This is a genomic window from Glutamicibacter sp. (assembly GCF_035257265.1).
In the GTDB taxonomy this organism is placed as follows: Bacteria; Actinomycetota; Actinomycetes; order Actinomycetales; family Micrococcaceae; genus Glutamicibacter.
In genome coordinates this window covers 127,707-142,620 of record NZ_DATEXC010000039.1, presented here as the reverse complement: position 1 = coordinate 142,620, position 14,914 = coordinate 127,707, and the positions used below count along the sequence as shown (strand labels likewise).

The window sequence follows — 14,914 nt, the reverse complement described above, 5'->3', positions numbered from 1 at the left end:
CCCGCACCCTCATGACTGATTTCTATAATTGAAGATCATGACTTGGGCTTCATTTCTGGCATACCTCGGGGTATGCGTGATGGTCACTCTCTCGCCAGGGCCGGACACGTTCTTAGTGCTTCGTTTCTCTCTGGTGCGCCAGTTTCACGGTATCGTTGCGGCGCTTGGCATGGTGACGGCCATATTTGCGTGGGCTACCTTAGCCGGTGCAGGCGCGGCCTCAGTGATGCAGCGCTATCCGGTGGTTGAAACGGCCATCGCCATTCTTGGCGGACTCTATCTGATGTATTTGGGAATCTCTGGATTCCGCAATTCCCGGACCGTCGCCAATGCGGATAACGCGATTGCACGTACCGAGACGCGAAATGTTCACGCTAAGACAAAGCCGCGGCGGACGGGCCGGCAAGCATTTATCGCTGGTGTTCTTTCGGCGGCACTGAATCCAAAGCTAGGGTTGTTGTTTCTAGCGATGATGCCAAGTTTCATCCCTAAAGGTTCAAATACCTTGTGGTGGGGAATGGGACTAGGTGCGGTCTTTGCCGCGGTCGGCTTTATTTACCTGCTGATCCTGAGCGCAGTCGCCGCGAAAGCCATGCATTGGTTCAAGAAGCCTGAGGTCACGCTGCGCCTAGAATTAGTCGCCTGTATAGCGTTGACCGCCATGGGTCTTGGCGTGCTGCTCAGTACGCTGTTCTAAATTGGTTGCTTTGCGTACCAATGCGCATGCAGCCAAGTAGCAACGGCCACCAGGAGAATGCTCAGCCAGAAACCTATTGCGAAAATCTGTGTGTAGTTTCCTTGTTCTGCGAGATCCGCAGTCAGGTAAGTGGCCGCCGAAGCTCCAAAGAACAGTGCGAAGACGAAGAACGAGACCGTTGTGGCACGAGCTTGAGGTGCCACTTCGGTGGCCCAGCCTTGCATCGAGGAATGCATAATCGCGTTAGCCGCACCGATGAGGAACGCCGTCACGGTATAGGCCACTGCGGAGGACCACAACGCGGAAGGTGCAAAACTGAGAGTCAGGATGAGCCCGCCGATTCCGATAAGCCATGTGCGAGAAAAGCGCGGTACGAGTATCCGCATGAACCGTGCTCCGAGAATCACGCCGATCGCAAAACCGCATCCCAGAACACCGGCGAGCCAGATTCCCATCCCTACGCTTTGTAAGGCTGGCACGATATACGTCAAGAAGCCCATGAGCAGCCCGCCTTCGAGGAAGACCACCGCGTAGAGCAGCAAATTCTCCCGGCCAAAGGCAGCTTTGAAATTCCGGGTGGTTTGTTCGCGTTGCGGCTCCGCCACATGGCGTAACGACCAGAGTGCAGCGATGGCTCCGAATGCGGGAAGTAGGAAGACCAAGCGCCAATCAATGGATGTGGCAATGGCACCGGCAACGAGCGTCGCCAACGTGGTGCCCAAGGACGAAAAGATCTGCAGATCCGAGAGCCCACGGGCCTTAGCAAGCCCAACGCGGGTATCGCCCAGCAACGTCAGCAATGTGGGATAGAGGGCACCGAACATTAGCCCGGTTAGCGCTCGGGCTATCAGCAGGGCGAGAAAAGACGTGAATAGCGTGCTGGCGATTGCGCCTAGGGCAGCACCTAACAATGCACAGCGAAGCACCGTGAGCCGGCCGAATCGATCGCTTAGCAGCCCCCAAAGCGGCTGCCCCAATGCGTAAAGCAAGGAGTATCCGGCCACAAGCTCTACCGCTTGAGACAACGATAGTGCCGTGCTCAACGAGAGGGCTACGAACATGGGCGGTGTGCCATACCGGTCAAAGAATGCTAAAAAACCAACAAAACGCAACGCCGAGTCGGGCAGCTGCCGAGGTGCCACAGCCGGTGACTTGCTCACTATTTTTCCTACCGTTGAACCCATGATCTACGAACATCTTATGTTCTCAAGGTAGGCCAAATCATTGACGAAGATGACATGGCCTGAGCCGTCGGATGACGGCTCAGGCCAAAGTAGAACGTACAGAATTTAGATCTTGACCAGTGCAGGGTTCATGAACGCGCTGAAGAATTCGGTAAGTTCTGCGGTTGCAGTCAGTGGTAGAACCTGTGCCACGTACTGATCTGGACGTACTACGACCATGGCGCCATTTTCACGGCTTATGGAACGGGCTTCGAAAATTTCTTGGCCATCAAGAAGCTCTGAGCAATAGGCCTTTTCGTAGTCGGTGAGCTGCAAAGAACCCACCTTGGGCAACAACACTGCTGGTAGCTGCCCCACCGTAGTGCCGGTGTGGGAACCTTGGAAAATCCCTTTGAGATCAAATACGGAATCTGTGCTGGCGCCAGCTGCTGTGAAAGCATTCAACGGTGACTGCGCGTGCTGAGCTAGGAATTTCATTAGTGCATCGAACTTCGGCGAAGCGCCATAGGTGTTCTGATCGGCGAACGCGTACAGTCGCCAGCGGCCGTCGGCCTTGGCGGTGTGTCCCAGCCCGACTTGGTGTGCATCGGCAATCCGCGTGACCGGCGAGGAATAAAAACGTTCGCCTACCGGGAACCCAGCAGCTAGATGCTGATGGGTGGTGCCGCCGGTGAGTAAGGACTTCGTGTATTGCGTTCCGAACCCTGCGGTGAACCGACCACCCTGAACGAACTGCGCCTGAACTTCTTCCGGATCCATTCCACCAGCTTCAGGATTATTTGGGTCCTTCGGGGCAGTGGACATGGTCTTGGACCATTTGGTGTCAAAATCGATCAGTTCCTGGGCAATAACCTGACGTTCTTGAGAATACGTACGCAGCAGAGACTGCGGGCTTTGTCCGCGAAGTACCGCGGCCAGCTTCCAACCAAGGTTGAATGCGTCCTGCATGGAAACGTTCATGCCCTGGCCTGCCTTGGCCGAGTGCGTGTGGCAAGCGTCCCCGGCGATGAAGATTCGAGGCTCGGCATCCTTGGGCGAGTCGGCGGTCAAATTGTCGAATCGGCCAGCTAGCCGCTGACCTACCTCGTAGACGGACCACCAGGCGATTTCCTTAACGTCCAAGGTGTACGGGTGCATGATGCGACGTGCCGTATCGATGAGTTGATCCGAGGTGAAGCGACTACGCGCCTCGCGGTCGGTGGGGTCAAGCTTTCCAAGATCCACGTACAGGCGGACCATATGTCCACCCTCGCGTGGGATCAACAAGATATTGCCACCGTCTGCCGATTGAATGGCAGCCTTGAAGCGGATATCGGGAAAAGTGGTGGTGGCAAGAATGTCCATCACGCCCCACGCATGGTTTTTAGCGTCGCCTTCGAGCTTAATGCCCATGGAACGGCGTACGTTTGAACGGGCGCCGTCGGCACCAACAACGTATTTGGCCTGCACGGTAAATTCTTCACCCTGTTCGCCGCCACGGCGAAGCTGTGCTCGCAGCGGGTAGTCACCCTCTTCGGTGTCTTCGACACTAAGCAGCTCGACACCATAGTGGGGCGCGAGACGGCTCGGATTTTTAGCCATTTTCTCGAAGAGGAATTCCTGAAGGCGAGCCTGATTAACAATCAGGTGCGGGTATTCGCTCAGTCCCTCGGCAACGTCTTTCACTCTGCCGCTGCGCGAGATATTTTCGCGTTCATTTTCATCCGGACGCCAGAAGACGGTCTCGTTCACCGAATAGGCTTCACGCATCAGCCGATCTGCCAAGCCGAAGGCGTTGAACATCTCCACCGTTCGGCATGCGACGCCGTCGGCGTGCCCGAGCTTAAGCGGTTCGGCGTTACGCTCCACGATGAGGGTAGAGATTTCCTGGAATTCGGAGAGCTGAGCGGAAAGCACCGCACCGGCCGGGCCGGTACCTACTACGAGAACATCTACCTGTTCGGGGATCGTCTCCGAGTGGTCCCGCGCCGGGTTAGCTGGCTGGAGTTCCGGGTCGCCGGGGTGGTATCCATTTTCGTAGTACTGCATGGTGCAACTCCTGAGGTTTTGGCGTGCTGGACTTCTACCGACCATAGTGTTGCAAGGCACAATCTAGCTATGGAGTTCTGCCTTGCGGAACAGAATCCTGAGTGTCGCCCCGATTGCCGGCTCGGCAGACTGGATACAGTGAATGGATGACCAACCTGCGGCAGGCCCAAAAACAGATGACTCGACAGCTGCTAATTGATAACGGTCTGGCATGCATGATGGAACACGGTTATGCCACCACGTCAGTGGATCGGATTGCACGCGCGGCAGGGGCTACCCGAGCCACCTTTTATCTGCACTTTTCTTCCAAGGCGGAGTTGGTGCGCTCTTTGGTGGAGCATGCGGATACGGTGCTTGTTGCCGCAGATCAGCCACCATTAGATGAGGTCGTTGCTTCCAATGATCGGGAGATCATCCGTACGTGGATCGCACGAAAGTTTCATCAATGGGCACAGATCAAATCGCACCTTGTGGTGATTCACCAGGCTGCTTCGGTGGAGCCGGAGATCCAAGCGATGCTCGATGGCTGGTTTGATGTGGCGATTGGTCAGATGCAGTCAGGATTGGAACGCACCGAAAGGTTCGAGGCGGACAGCAGGCGCATTCGTTGCACCTTGGCTTTTGGGCAGCTTGAGTTCTTTTCCATGCGCTGGATTCGTTTAGGCTGGGTGGTCTCCGAGCGGGTGGCTCTTGAAACGATGGCGGACGCCTGGTGCCAGCTTCTATGTGACCGCAGCGAATCCTAATTCCGTTTGAATTGCGACTCCTAGTCACTTAATAAATCAGACTTTAAATAATTTTTTGGCTGAAAATTCTCGTGAATCCAGCGCCATGAAATCATTGAAAACTCAAGGATTTTCTGAGACTTTAACATAACATTATGTTCAATTCACTCGACGGAACTCACTTGACACCCTGTATACCCAAGTGCATGCTTGAGTCGTTCGCCAGTGATTCACGCCACAGCAAATGTCGAAGAAGCGCAACGAACACACACTCGCACCCGACGCCCAGTCGCCTCCACACTTGTTACTAGGAGTACCCATGACCAACCAGCAGGGGATAGCTGTATCCCGACAGGCTTCGGCGAGACGACCGCGCCGCAAACTGAGCGGAACATTGCTTGCGGCCTCACTGGCGGTGATGGTTGCACAGATCGCCAATGCCTTGCCCGGCGCGCTGAACGGTGAATTCCAAATCACCTTTAATGCCTTTGGATCCCAACTGACCTGGATTACCGCAGCCTTCATGATTCCGGTAGTCGTCTTTGAGCTCACCTTCGGGGTATTAGGCGACAAATTTGGCCACCGCAAGCTCGTGCTTGGCGGTGCGGGTCTTATCGTGATTGGCTCGCTGATCTGCTTCACAGCTCCGAATATCATGATGATGTGGATCGGTTCGGCACTCAACGGACTGGGCGCAGGCGCAATCTACCCGGCCTCTCTGGCCTTGATTGCGGCAACCTCGAAAACGATGGCCGAGCGAATTCGCGGCATCGCGATCTGGGCAGGGTTCCTCTCCGCTGGTTCGGCGCTCTCACCCTTGCTTGGCGGACTTTTTGCGGGCTTCGGTTCATGGCGTCCGGCCTATCTGGCGGTCGCTGTGTTCGCCCTGGCTGCCCTGCTAGTAGCCGTGCTGCGTGCGGTAGAAACCGAGAAAGCTGCGAGCCGCCGCCCAGATCTGTGGGGTCAGATCACCTTTGCGGTGGGCCTGATCGCGTTGCTCTTTGGGCTGGTCCAGGGACCGGAAGCCGGATGGAGCTCGCCATACGTCTTGGCTGGACTCATTGGTGGGGTGGCGCTTTTGGCAATTTTCATCATCATTGAATTAAAAGTCGAAGAACCACTGCTTGATCTGAGGTTGTTCCTGAACCGCCGTTTCACGGTCTCGTCGATCGTCGCCGTGGTCGGAATGTTTGCTTTCCTCGGAGCCTGCTTCTCCACGAGCATGTGGCTGGGGCCGGTCCAGCATCAGAACGCGCTCTATCTTGGGCTGCTGTTCTTGCTGCTGCAGGGACCAACGTTTGTGCTCAGTGGTGTAGTTGGCCGTCTGCAGGCACGTGTTGATTCGCGCTGGCTGCTTACCGCAGGATTCCTGCTGATGGCCGTGGGGGCTTGGATCATGTCTGGATTTGATGTCACTAACCGTTCAATAACACCTTTCGTCGTGCCGACCTTGCTGGTGGGCCTCGGATTCGCTTTGACGTTGAGCCCGATGACCGCGATGGCGGTGAACGCAGTGCCACGTCAGCAGGCAGGGATGGCCAGCGCAACCACAAATATGCTGCGTGACCTCGGCTTCGCATTGGGTCCGGTAATCGTCGGCGCGGTGGCGCTCAGTTCGGCGGGCGGCCATTTGCTTGCGGCGCTGCCAGGATCAGGTCTGGCCGCCGAGCAGCTCGGGGCAGCTACGCAGATCGCTCAACTCGGCGGCCCCTTGGCGGTAAATTCTTTGCCGGAGGGTGCACCTGGATCGGCGGCAGGGGAATTGGCCATGCAAGCTCTGGGGTCGGGATTCACCTCGGCTTATCTGGTGATTGCCATTGCAGCACTCGCAGCAGCATTACTCGCATTCATTGGTCTGCACGGATCGAAAGAACAAACGGAGCAGCTCGTCGACTGACATCAGGTAATCTAATACGCTCCGCAGAAGGGCGAGAGGCTTGTACCTCTCGCCCTTTCGTGATGCCCGAGGTTCCGTCGTAAAATTCAAGCTATGCAGCCTAATAAACCTCGACGTAAGCCGCCGGCGTATCCCATCGAATCGGTGGACAACGCGCTGGCATTAATCGAGTTGCTGCGTGACTTTGGGGCAGTACGGTTGAGCGATGCTGCCGTGGAACTCGGCGTTTCCCGGTCTACCGCGCACCGTTTACTGTCCATGCTGGTCTACCGCGGATTTGCAGCCCAAGATACTGCGCAGCGTTACATTCCAGGCCCGGCCCTCGGGGTTGCACCTGCAGGCATGTCCTGGACTGCTGAACTACGCAAACGAGTTGTGCCGCAGATGAAAATACTTTCCACGGAGATCGATGAAACGGTCAACCTGATGGTGCGCGCCGGAACACAGGTCAGGTTCTTGGCTACCGTTCAAGGCTCAAGGCCATTGCGGGTGGGAGATCGCCAAGGGGAGGTAATGGACGCGCACGCGGCCTCGGCAGGCAAAGCCATCCTCGCTCAGCTAGGCGAAACGACGGTGCGGGAACTATATGTACGGGAATCAAGGATTTCGCAGAAGCCGCTTAATGAAAGCTGGTTCGCTGGTCTGGAGCAGGATCTCATGGCGGCGCGGAATGTTGGTTTTTCGGTGAACTTTGAGCAGACCGAAGCCGGAACCAACGCACTGGGCGTGGCCTTGCGCGATGGCGCCGGTGAGGTGATCGCTGGGTTGAGCGTTTCGATTCCGCCGGTGCGTTTTCGCCAGCGCTTCGACGCCGGTCTGGTAGCCGCGGTCTTTGAATCCAAAATGAACATCGAGGCAGTGCTCGCAGACTTCGTGGCAGGGCACTGAGCACAAAAATGGATCGGACCTGGGGAACAGTCCCAGATCCGATCCATTGGCAGTGCAGTAACCGCTAAGCGTCAATCAGTTCTTTATTTCCTTCACTGTCATCAGTGCGTTGACGTGCTCGGCGGTGCAGGTGCTTTGCACCGCTGAAGAGCAGTGCAGCAAGCAAGATGCCGTACAGGATGATCGTCGTCGGGCTGGAGACCAATGCGGTCACATCGCCTTCGGAGACCGTCAAAGCGCGGCGTAGTTCCGTCTCTGCCAGTGGGCCAAGGATCACCGCGATCAGTACGGGTGCCAGAGGCAGGTCGTAGCGGCGCATCACAAAACCGATCAAGGCGATACCGAGCAGTACCCACAGGTCAAGAGTCGAAGAGCTAATAGCGTAGACACCAAGCACCGAGAAGACCGTGATGCCCGCATATAGGTAGTGGCGCGGAACCATCAGCAGCTTCGCCCAGAGCACCGCAAACTGCATATTCAAGATGAGCAGGATGACCAAGCCGATAAACAGTGAGGCAAGAAGAGCCCAAACCATATCGCCGCTGCGTTCGAAGAGCAACGGGCCTGGCTGCATGCCGTACTGCTGGAATGCAGCGAGCATGATGGCAGCGGTGGCACTGGTTGGCAGTCCCAGAGCGAGCAGCGCACCCATTGCGGTACCTGCGGTGGCGTTAGCCGCGGCTTCGGGAGCAGCTACGCCTCGAATCGAGCCGATCTGCCCGAACTCGATATCACCACGACGCTTTGCCAGCCGCTTTTCGGTGCCGTAGGCCAGGAAAGTTGGGACTTCCGAGCCGCCTGCGGGAATGATGCCGAAAGGCAGCCCAAATGCCGTGCCGCGCAACCACGCTGGCATTGCCTTCTTGATGTCGTGCTTGCGTAAACGTGGACGTCCATTTGGCTTGACACGTTCGGCGGCCGGATCGCGGTGGATGCGGGAGGCGATGTGCAGGACCTCGCCCAGAGCCAGCAGGCCCACGGTAATAACCACGATGGACATGCCATCAAAAAGCTGCGGAATATCCAGAGTGTAGCGCACGGTGCCACTGGGCCCATCGACTCCTACCATGGCCAGCGCCAAGCCAACACCCAGAGACATCAGGCCCTTGACGATTGATTCTGAGACCACGGAGGAAATTGCGAGGAAGGCGAATACAGCCAGCGCGAAGTACTCTGCCGGACCAAAAGCGGTGGCCAGCTTGACCAGTGTCGGAGCGAAGAACACCACAACTGTGGTGGCCAGCAGTCCGCCAATGAATGCGCCCATCGCCGCGGTAGCCAAGGCCTTGGCCGCCAAGCCGTTGCGGGCCATGCGGTGGCCTTCGAAGGTCGAAGCGATCGCCGAGGAGTTGCCCGGGGTGTTCAGCAGGATGCCGGAAGTCGAATCGCCAAACAGCCCGCCGTAGTAAACACCGGCAAACATGATGAACGCCGCGGTAGGGTCCAGCGAAAAGGTGATGGGCAGCAAGAGTGCCACAGCCATAGAGGAACCAAGACCAGGCAGCACGCCAACTGCGGTGCCCAAGATGGCCCCAAGCAGAACCCAGAGCAGGTTCATGGGCGTCAGCGCATGCTGGAAGCCCTCAAAGAGTAAATTCAGCTGTTCCATTTTAGAGCAGTCCTTCCAAGAAGCCGCCTGGCAGGTTCAGTCCCAGGCCGGCGTTGAACGCCAGCTGGATCAGGGAAGCGAACAGCAGCGCGATGCTGATGTCGAAGATGGCGCGTTTGCTGCCCAGCGCGCGGGATACCACCCAGAACAGGGCCGAAGCGCAGAGGATCCAACCGACCAGCTTCAGCAAGAGGGCGAAGCCGGCAACGGCTGCGACGATTGCGCCCACCGTTTTCCAGTCCGAATAGGTCTTCCAGTTCTGCGGAAGTTTTGCATCCGGGGTGCGGCCTTCAATTTTGCTGCGGCCGCGGTCGGTGGCTGAAGCCAGATCTCCGAGCATCTCAGCGGAAAAATCCGGATTCGACGAGTCGTTGGTGGGGTCAGCTGGCTGAGGGTGGCGAATGATCTGCACGATGTGCACGATGGCCACTAGGTAAAGCAGTACACACACGATGGTGGGGAAAAACTGCGGTCCCGGGACCGAGCTGCCCATGACTTCCATGGTGGCCGTCTGGTAAGTCAGGAATATTGCCAGTGCAAGGATGAGTCCGGGAACCACAAATTCGCTTCGTCCGGTCCAGAAGCTCTGCGGGGCTGCGGCAGGTTGGACCGGTGAAGTGCCATCGGGCAAGGTGCCGGCCTCCTGGTCGTTGAGGGTACTCATAGTCCTAGTCCTTTAACAATTTCTGCGGTGACTGCTGTTTCGTTGTCGATGAACTTGTCGAATTCATCGCCAATCATGAAGTTATCGGTCCAGCTGTTGCGTTCCAGTGCACTTTGCCAGTGCTCTGATTCACGGAATTCGGTGATGATCTCCACGAATTCCTGCTCTTGTTCTTCGGTGATGCCAGGGGCTCCAGCAAAACCACGCCAGTTCGCCATTTCGGCGTCAACACCCTGTTCCTTGAAGGTGGGGACGTCCACGCCTTCGAGCCGCTCGGGGGAGGAGATCGCCAGTGCGCGCAATGTGCCTACCTCGATCTGGTCGGCTACTTCGTTGTAACCGGACATTCCGCCCACGGTGGTCCCGGCGAGCATCGAAGTCAGAGCCTCGCCGCCACCGGAATAAGCGATGTAGTTAGTCTCTGCCGGATCAATTCCGACTTTCTGCGCGACTAATCCGGTGAGCAAGTGGTCAATAGACCCCAGTGAACCACCGGAGATGGAGGTTCCGCCTGGATCTTTCTTCCATAGCTCAACGAAGTCGTCCAAGGTTTTGATATCAGATTTGGAGGGAACCACCAGCACCGCGTAATCGTCGGCTAGCCGGGCGATGGGAACCACGTCTTTAAGCGACGTTTCGCTCTTGGCTAGCTCGGTCGCGCCGATCATCACCCCACCGGTTGTCATCAGCATGTCGTGGCGGCCCGTCATCTGAGCGAACTGGCTTAGACCAATAGTGCCGCCGGCACCCGGGACGTTGGTAACCTGAACGTTGTTGACCCCGCCAATGGATTTGATGGCTTGCTGAGCTTCACGTGAGAAGCCGTCCCAGCCACCGCCGGGAGCTGCGGGGGCCATGAGAACCAGCTTGCTACGTGCAGAAGATTCGCCGCCAGATGCTGCGGCGTTGGTGAAGGCAAGCCCAGCGATGACAGCGACCACGGCACCGTAGGCGATCTTGCCCGTTATGCGTTTACTCACGATGCTCCGTAACCTCGTTGTTAGTGACATGCCTCACCGGATCGGCGAGGAGGTTCAACCATCGCAGGCGCAGTGACGTGGAGCACAGCTAAAATAGGGTTCTGTTCATAACTGGCAATAAAGAAAATAAAGAAAACGGTGAACTCGAATTTCTCAACGTAGAAGGCCTTCGGCTAAGCGCCTGCGGGCGCAGGTTCTCTTGCTGCAGCTGGGGATTGTGGTTGGCACCCTGCTGCTGGTGGCCGCGTGCGTGATGGCCGTGGAAATGCGCAGGGTGCAGAATGCGGCCTTTGACGAGGTCGGAACCGTGGCCAGCGAGCTGGTGGAACTGACCGAAATCCAGAACGCCTTTGAAACCGAGCACCCGGAAAAGATCATTGCGCCGATGGCCAAGATGGCCCAGCAGGTTTCGGGGGTGGACTATGTGACGGTTGCCGATATGAATGGCATCCGCCTGGCCCACCCGAATCCGCAGATGATCGGCAAGCATGTTTCCTCCAACCACGAACTGGTTCAGGACGGGCAGTCGTTCCGCGGAATTGAAGATGGAACCCTGGGGATGACGCTTCGAGTGAAACAACCTATTTGGGATCACGGGACAGTGGTCGGCACCGTCTCGGTGGGCATTTTGCAGAGTAAGACCCGCATGCAGCTCGCAGAGATGGTGGGGGCTTTCGCTCCGTGGATTCTGCTGGCGGGCGCATTGGGAACTGTTGGTGCCGGCTTGGCGTCGCGCAAGGTGCGCAAAATCTACGGGGTTGATCCAGACCAGATCCATGGAATGCTCCAAGCCCGCGAAGCGGTGCTCTATGCGGTGGGCGATGGCGTCATCGGCGTTGATGAGCATGGCACGCTGACCCTTGCAAATCAGGAAGCGATTCGTTTGCTCGGGTTGCCCGGGGATTACGAAGGGCAAATGATCGAAGAGGTTCTTGAGCCCTCCCTGGTGCAATTTCTGCGCAACACGAGCAACGACCGGGACCTGACAGAGAACGTACTCTCCGGCGAGAGGGTGCTGATCGCAACCCGCCGTGAGGCCGCAGTCTCTGGGCAGCACTTCGGCACTACCTTGACGCTCAAGGACCGGACCGAGCTTGAAAATACCCTGCGTGAACTGCGTGGCCAACGCGGTTTGACCGACACCTTGCGGGCTCAAGCCCATGAATTCACTAACCGGCTCCACCTCATTTCGGGTCTGCTGTCCATCGGGGAAGTGGATGAAGCGGAGGAGCATATTCAAAGATTTGTTGGCCCCCATCAAAGCGACGGGGTGCAGTTGTTGGATGACCCCACCTTGGGTGCCTTGCTCAGCGCCAAGCTGGCGGTGGCGCACGAGGCAGGTGTTGAATTGCGGGTGCATGAAGGATCGCATACCGGCCGCGACTGGGTGTCGGACGAAGACACCGTCACGGTTATTTCAAACCTCCTCTCCAACGCCATCGAAGCCGCCGGTGATGGTGGAACCGTGCTGATCCAGGTTAATGCGGACGGTAGGGGACTGCGAGCAGTAGTCGAGGACACCGGACCTGGAATCTCCGAGGCGGCGCAAACTAAAGTATTAGAGCTTGGATTTAGCAGCAAGCGCGGTCCCCAGGATCCGGTACATGAGCGAGGTATCGGATTAACCTTGGTTGACCGTATCGTGCACCGCCGTGCAGGAGTCTTGCATTTTGAAGATTCGCATCTCGGTGGTGCCAGAGTTATTGCCGCATGGCCATTACGGCCCCAGCCATCTGGCTGGCCGCTACGAGATGAGACAAAATGAGCAATGAGCTTCCCATCGAACCAGCTATCCGGACACTGGTCGTCGACGATGACTTTGCGGTGGCCGGTCTGCATCGGCGGTATTTGGCGACCATGGAAGGCTTTGAAGTGGTCGGAGTGCTTGAACGCGGGAGCTCGGTCGCCCCCTACCTCATGGAGCATCAGGTGGATCTGGTGCTGCTTGACGTGCACCTGCCGGATCTGACTGGTTTGGAAGTGCTCGAGGTGGTGCGTGGATTGAATATTGCTGTGGACATCATCATGATCACCGCGGATAGCGAGCGTGAATCGGTACGCAAAGCGGTAGGACATGGTGTTGAGGACTACCTGGTCAAGCCGTTTAACGTGCAGGACTTTCGAGCCCGGCTTGCTGCCTACGCGCAACGCGCCCGCCGCCATTCCTCCGATCAGGCGGCCGTGCTGGGCCAATCAGAGGTGGACCGATTGCTGGCCGCTGCGACTGGACGAGCTCCCGTTCCTTCCGGGGCCACCGTACGTTTAGAGGCAGGTGCTGCTCCGGCCTCCGAAACCACGAGCTTACCGAAGGGGTTTACCGCGCCGACCATGGCATTGGTCAGCCAGACCCTGCGCGAAGCCCTGCCGCAAGGGGACGGAGCAATCTCGGCGAAGGAACTGGCGGAGGGCTGCGGAATTTCAAGGGTAAGTGCGCGCCGGTATCTGGATTTCCTGGTAGAGCGCAAGCTCGCTGAGCTGAAACCCCGGTACGGTGCTGCTGGGAGACCCGAGCACAGGTACCGCTGGAGGTAACCTTAAAAATATTCTGCACACATGTGGTTTTTAATGTTCTTTTGTGTATACACTAATTAGGAAGCAACGTTCCGACGTCAAATTCGGGGCCGGCTCGTGTGGGTCTCACACGTTTTGCTCATCCGAATTCGTGAATTCCGAAAGGTCACCACTCATGACTACTCCAGTCCAGGAAAAAGACACCAAAGTCGCAGATGTCATCGTCGTAGGCGGTGGCAACGCCGCCTTCACTGCGGCTCACGCAGCCGTTACCCGTGGCCGTAAGGTCCTCTTGTTGGAGAAAGCTCCACGCGACCAGTTCGGCGGCAACAGCTACTACACCGCAGGCGCCACCCGTATTGCGCACAACGGTCTGGAAGACCTGCAGGATTTCATTGAATTTGACGAGCGCCACCCGGTCTCCGAGGTTCCGCCCTACAGTGCACAAGACTATGCCAGTGACTTGGCCAAGGTCACCGAAGGGCGCAACGACAAGGAGTTGACCGAGGTTCTTGTCACCGAAGCCGCCCCTGGTTTGCGCTGGCTGCAGTCCCTGGGGCTGAAGTACCGCCTCATGTACGAGCGCCAGGCCTATGCCCGCGAAGATGGCACCTTCCTCTTCTGGGGCGGTCTGCATGTCGGAAACGTGGACGGCGGAGAAGGCCTGATGAAGGATCACCTTGCGGTGGCTGAAAAGTTGGGTACCGAGGTCCGCTTCGAGCAGGATGTCTTCGGTTTGATCGTTGAAGACGGCGCGGTTAAGGGAGTCAAGGTCCGCCAGGCCGACGGCAGCGTTCAGGAATTGCGTGCCGAGTCGGTCGTCCTGGGCTCCGGCGGCTTCGAATCCAACCCCGAGATGCGCAAGGAGCACTTGGGTGAGGGCTGGGAGAACGCGAAGGTTCGCGGCACCCCGTACAACCACGGAGCCATGATCCAGGCCGGTCTGGATATCGGCATTGCCAAGGGCGGCGATTGGAGCACCTGCCACTCGGTGCAGTGGGACGCGTTCACCGCGAAGAACGAATCGAACCGCGAACTGACCAACCGCCTGACCCGCCAGTCCTACCCGCTGGGCATTATCGTCAACAATCTCGGCAACCGCTTCCTCGACGAAGGCGCGGATTTCCGCAATTTGACCTACGCGAAGTACGGCCGCGAAATCCTGAAACAGCCCGATTCCGTCGCTTACCAGATCTTCGACGCAAATTTGCGTCCGATGCTGCGCAGTGAAGAGTACGAGATGCCGGAAATCTCCGAGGTAGTTGCCGATACCGTAGAAGAGCTGGCCGAAAAGATCAATGTCGACCCCGCGTCGCTGGCCAAGACCATCACGGAGTTCAACGCCGGCATCGATACCAGCATCCCCTTCGACCCTAACGTGCTGGACGGACGCGCCTCCAAGGTCACCCCGGTCAAGAGCAACTGGGCCTCGCCGTTGGCCACCGGTCCGTACTACGCCTACCCGGTCACCTGCGGTATCACCTTCACCTTCGGCGGGTTGAAGGGCGATACCGAAGGCCGCGCCTTAAACGAAGACGGACAGCCGGTACCGGGCTTGTTCGTCTGCGGCGAGATGCTCGGAGGACTGTTCTCGGCCAACTACCCAGGTGGTTCGGGTCTTGCCGCTGGTGTCGTATTCGGCCGCCGAGCCGGTAATCTGGCCTAAGGCAAAGTGCACTTCCCCCGCACGCGGCACCGCGTGCGGGGGAAGTGCATATTAATAGTTTTGAA

At 57.7% G+C, this 14,914-nt stretch carries 12 protein-coding genes; 7 read left to right on the top strand and 5 right to left on the bottom strand.

Translation table 11 applies throughout. The features are described from left to right. Nucleotides 1-37: 37 nt before the first annotated feature. Nucleotides 38-697, top strand: coding sequence for a LysE family translocator (locus VJ369_RS11590; RefSeq protein ID WP_324092225.1), 660 nt, complete (start codon nt 38-40; stop codon nt 695-697). On the opposite strand, the gene VJ369_RS11585 is transcribed toward VJ369_RS11590, so the two are convergent. Further along, on the bottom strand, nt 694-1,857 hold the full coding sequence (locus tag VJ369_RS11585; RefSeq protein WP_324092224.1) for an MFS transporter: 1,164 nt from the start codon (nt 1,855-1,857) through the stop codon (nt 694-696). The genes VJ369_RS11590 and VJ369_RS11585 overlap by 4 nt on opposite strands. 129 nt (nt 1,858-1,986) lie before the next feature. After that, nucleotides 1,987-3,909 (bottom strand): FAD-dependent monooxygenase, encoded by a 1,923-nt coding sequence (locus tag VJ369_RS11580; RefSeq protein WP_324092223.1) that lies wholly within the window; start codon nt 3,907-3,909, stop codon nt 1,987-1,989. Nucleotides 3,910-4,055: 146 nt separating this feature from the next. Here VJ369_RS11580 and VJ369_RS11575 point away from each other — a divergent pair, with 146 nt between their 5' ends. The 3 genes from VJ369_RS11575 (at nt 4,056) to VJ369_RS11565 (ending at nt 7,419) form a co-directional block, all read left to right on the top strand. Then, nucleotides 4,056-4,655, top strand: coding sequence for a TetR/AcrR family transcriptional regulator (locus tag VJ369_RS11575; RefSeq protein ID WP_324092222.1), 600 nt, complete (start codon nt 4,056-4,058; stop codon nt 4,653-4,655). Between the two features lie 298 nt (nt 4,656-4,953). Continuing rightward, a complete protein-coding gene (locus VJ369_RS11570; RefSeq protein ID WP_324092221.1) occupies nt 4,954-6,531 on the top strand; it encodes an MFS transporter in 1,578 nt (525 codons plus the stop codon). Nucleotides 6,532-6,624: 93 nt separating this feature from the next. Beyond that, a complete protein-coding gene (locus tag VJ369_RS11565) occupies nt 6,625-7,419 on the top strand; it encodes an IclR family transcriptional regulator (RefSeq protein WP_324092220.1) in 795 nt (264 codons plus the stop codon). Nucleotides 7,420-7,483: 64 nt separating this feature from the next. On the opposite strand, the gene VJ369_RS11560 is transcribed toward VJ369_RS11565, so the two are convergent. The 3 genes from VJ369_RS11560 to VJ369_RS11550 are packed head-to-tail and all read right to left on the bottom strand — an operon-like array spanning nt 7,484 to nt 10,672. Continuing rightward, nucleotides 7,484-9,028 carry a tripartite tricarboxylate transporter permease gene (locus VJ369_RS11560; protein ID WP_324092219.1) on the bottom strand — a complete coding sequence of 515 codons (1,545 nt, stop codon included), beginning with the start codon at nt 9,026-9,028 and terminating at the stop codon, nt 7,484-7,486. 1 nt (nt 9,029) lies between these two features. After that, the gene (locus VJ369_RS11555) at nt 9,030-9,692 is read right to left on the bottom strand and encodes a tripartite tricarboxylate transporter TctB family protein (protein ID WP_324092218.1); all 663 of its coding nucleotides are present in this window, start codon (nt 9,690-9,692) and stop codon (nt 9,030-9,032) included. After that, nucleotides 9,689-10,672: a Bug family tripartite tricarboxylate transporter substrate binding protein gene (locus VJ369_RS11550; protein ID WP_324092217.1), complete on the bottom strand. Its 984-nt coding sequence runs from the start codon at nt 10,670-10,672 to the stop codon at nt 9,689-9,691. The genes VJ369_RS11555 and VJ369_RS11550 overlap by 4 nt, the downstream gene beginning before the upstream one ends. A gap of 199 nt (nt 10,673-10,871) precedes the next feature. On the opposite strand from VJ369_RS11550, the gene VJ369_RS11545 reads away from it, so the two are divergent. The 3 genes from VJ369_RS11545 to tcuA all read left to right on the top strand — a co-directional run bounded on the left by VJ369_RS11545 (nt 10,872) and on the right by tcuA (nt 14,849). Continuing rightward, nucleotides 10,872-12,437 carry an ATP-binding protein gene (locus VJ369_RS11545; RefSeq protein ID WP_324092216.1) on the top strand — a complete coding sequence of 522 codons (1,566 nt, stop codon included), beginning with the start codon at nt 10,872-10,874 and terminating at the stop codon, nt 12,435-12,437. Next, the gene (locus VJ369_RS11540; protein WP_324092215.1) at nt 12,434-13,204 is read left to right on the top strand and encodes a response regulator; all 771 of its coding nucleotides are present in this window, start codon (nt 12,434-12,436) and stop codon (nt 13,202-13,204) included. Before VJ369_RS11545 ends, VJ369_RS11540 begins: the two co-directional genes overlap by 4 nt. A gap of 154 nt (nt 13,205-13,358) precedes the next feature. After that, complete coding sequence (gene tcuA, locus VJ369_RS11535; RefSeq protein WP_324092214.1) at nt 13,359-14,849, top strand: FAD-dependent tricarballylate dehydrogenase TcuA; 1,491 nt, start codon at nt 13,359-13,361, stop codon at nt 14,847-14,849. Nucleotides 14,850-14,914: the final 65 nt, after the last annotated feature.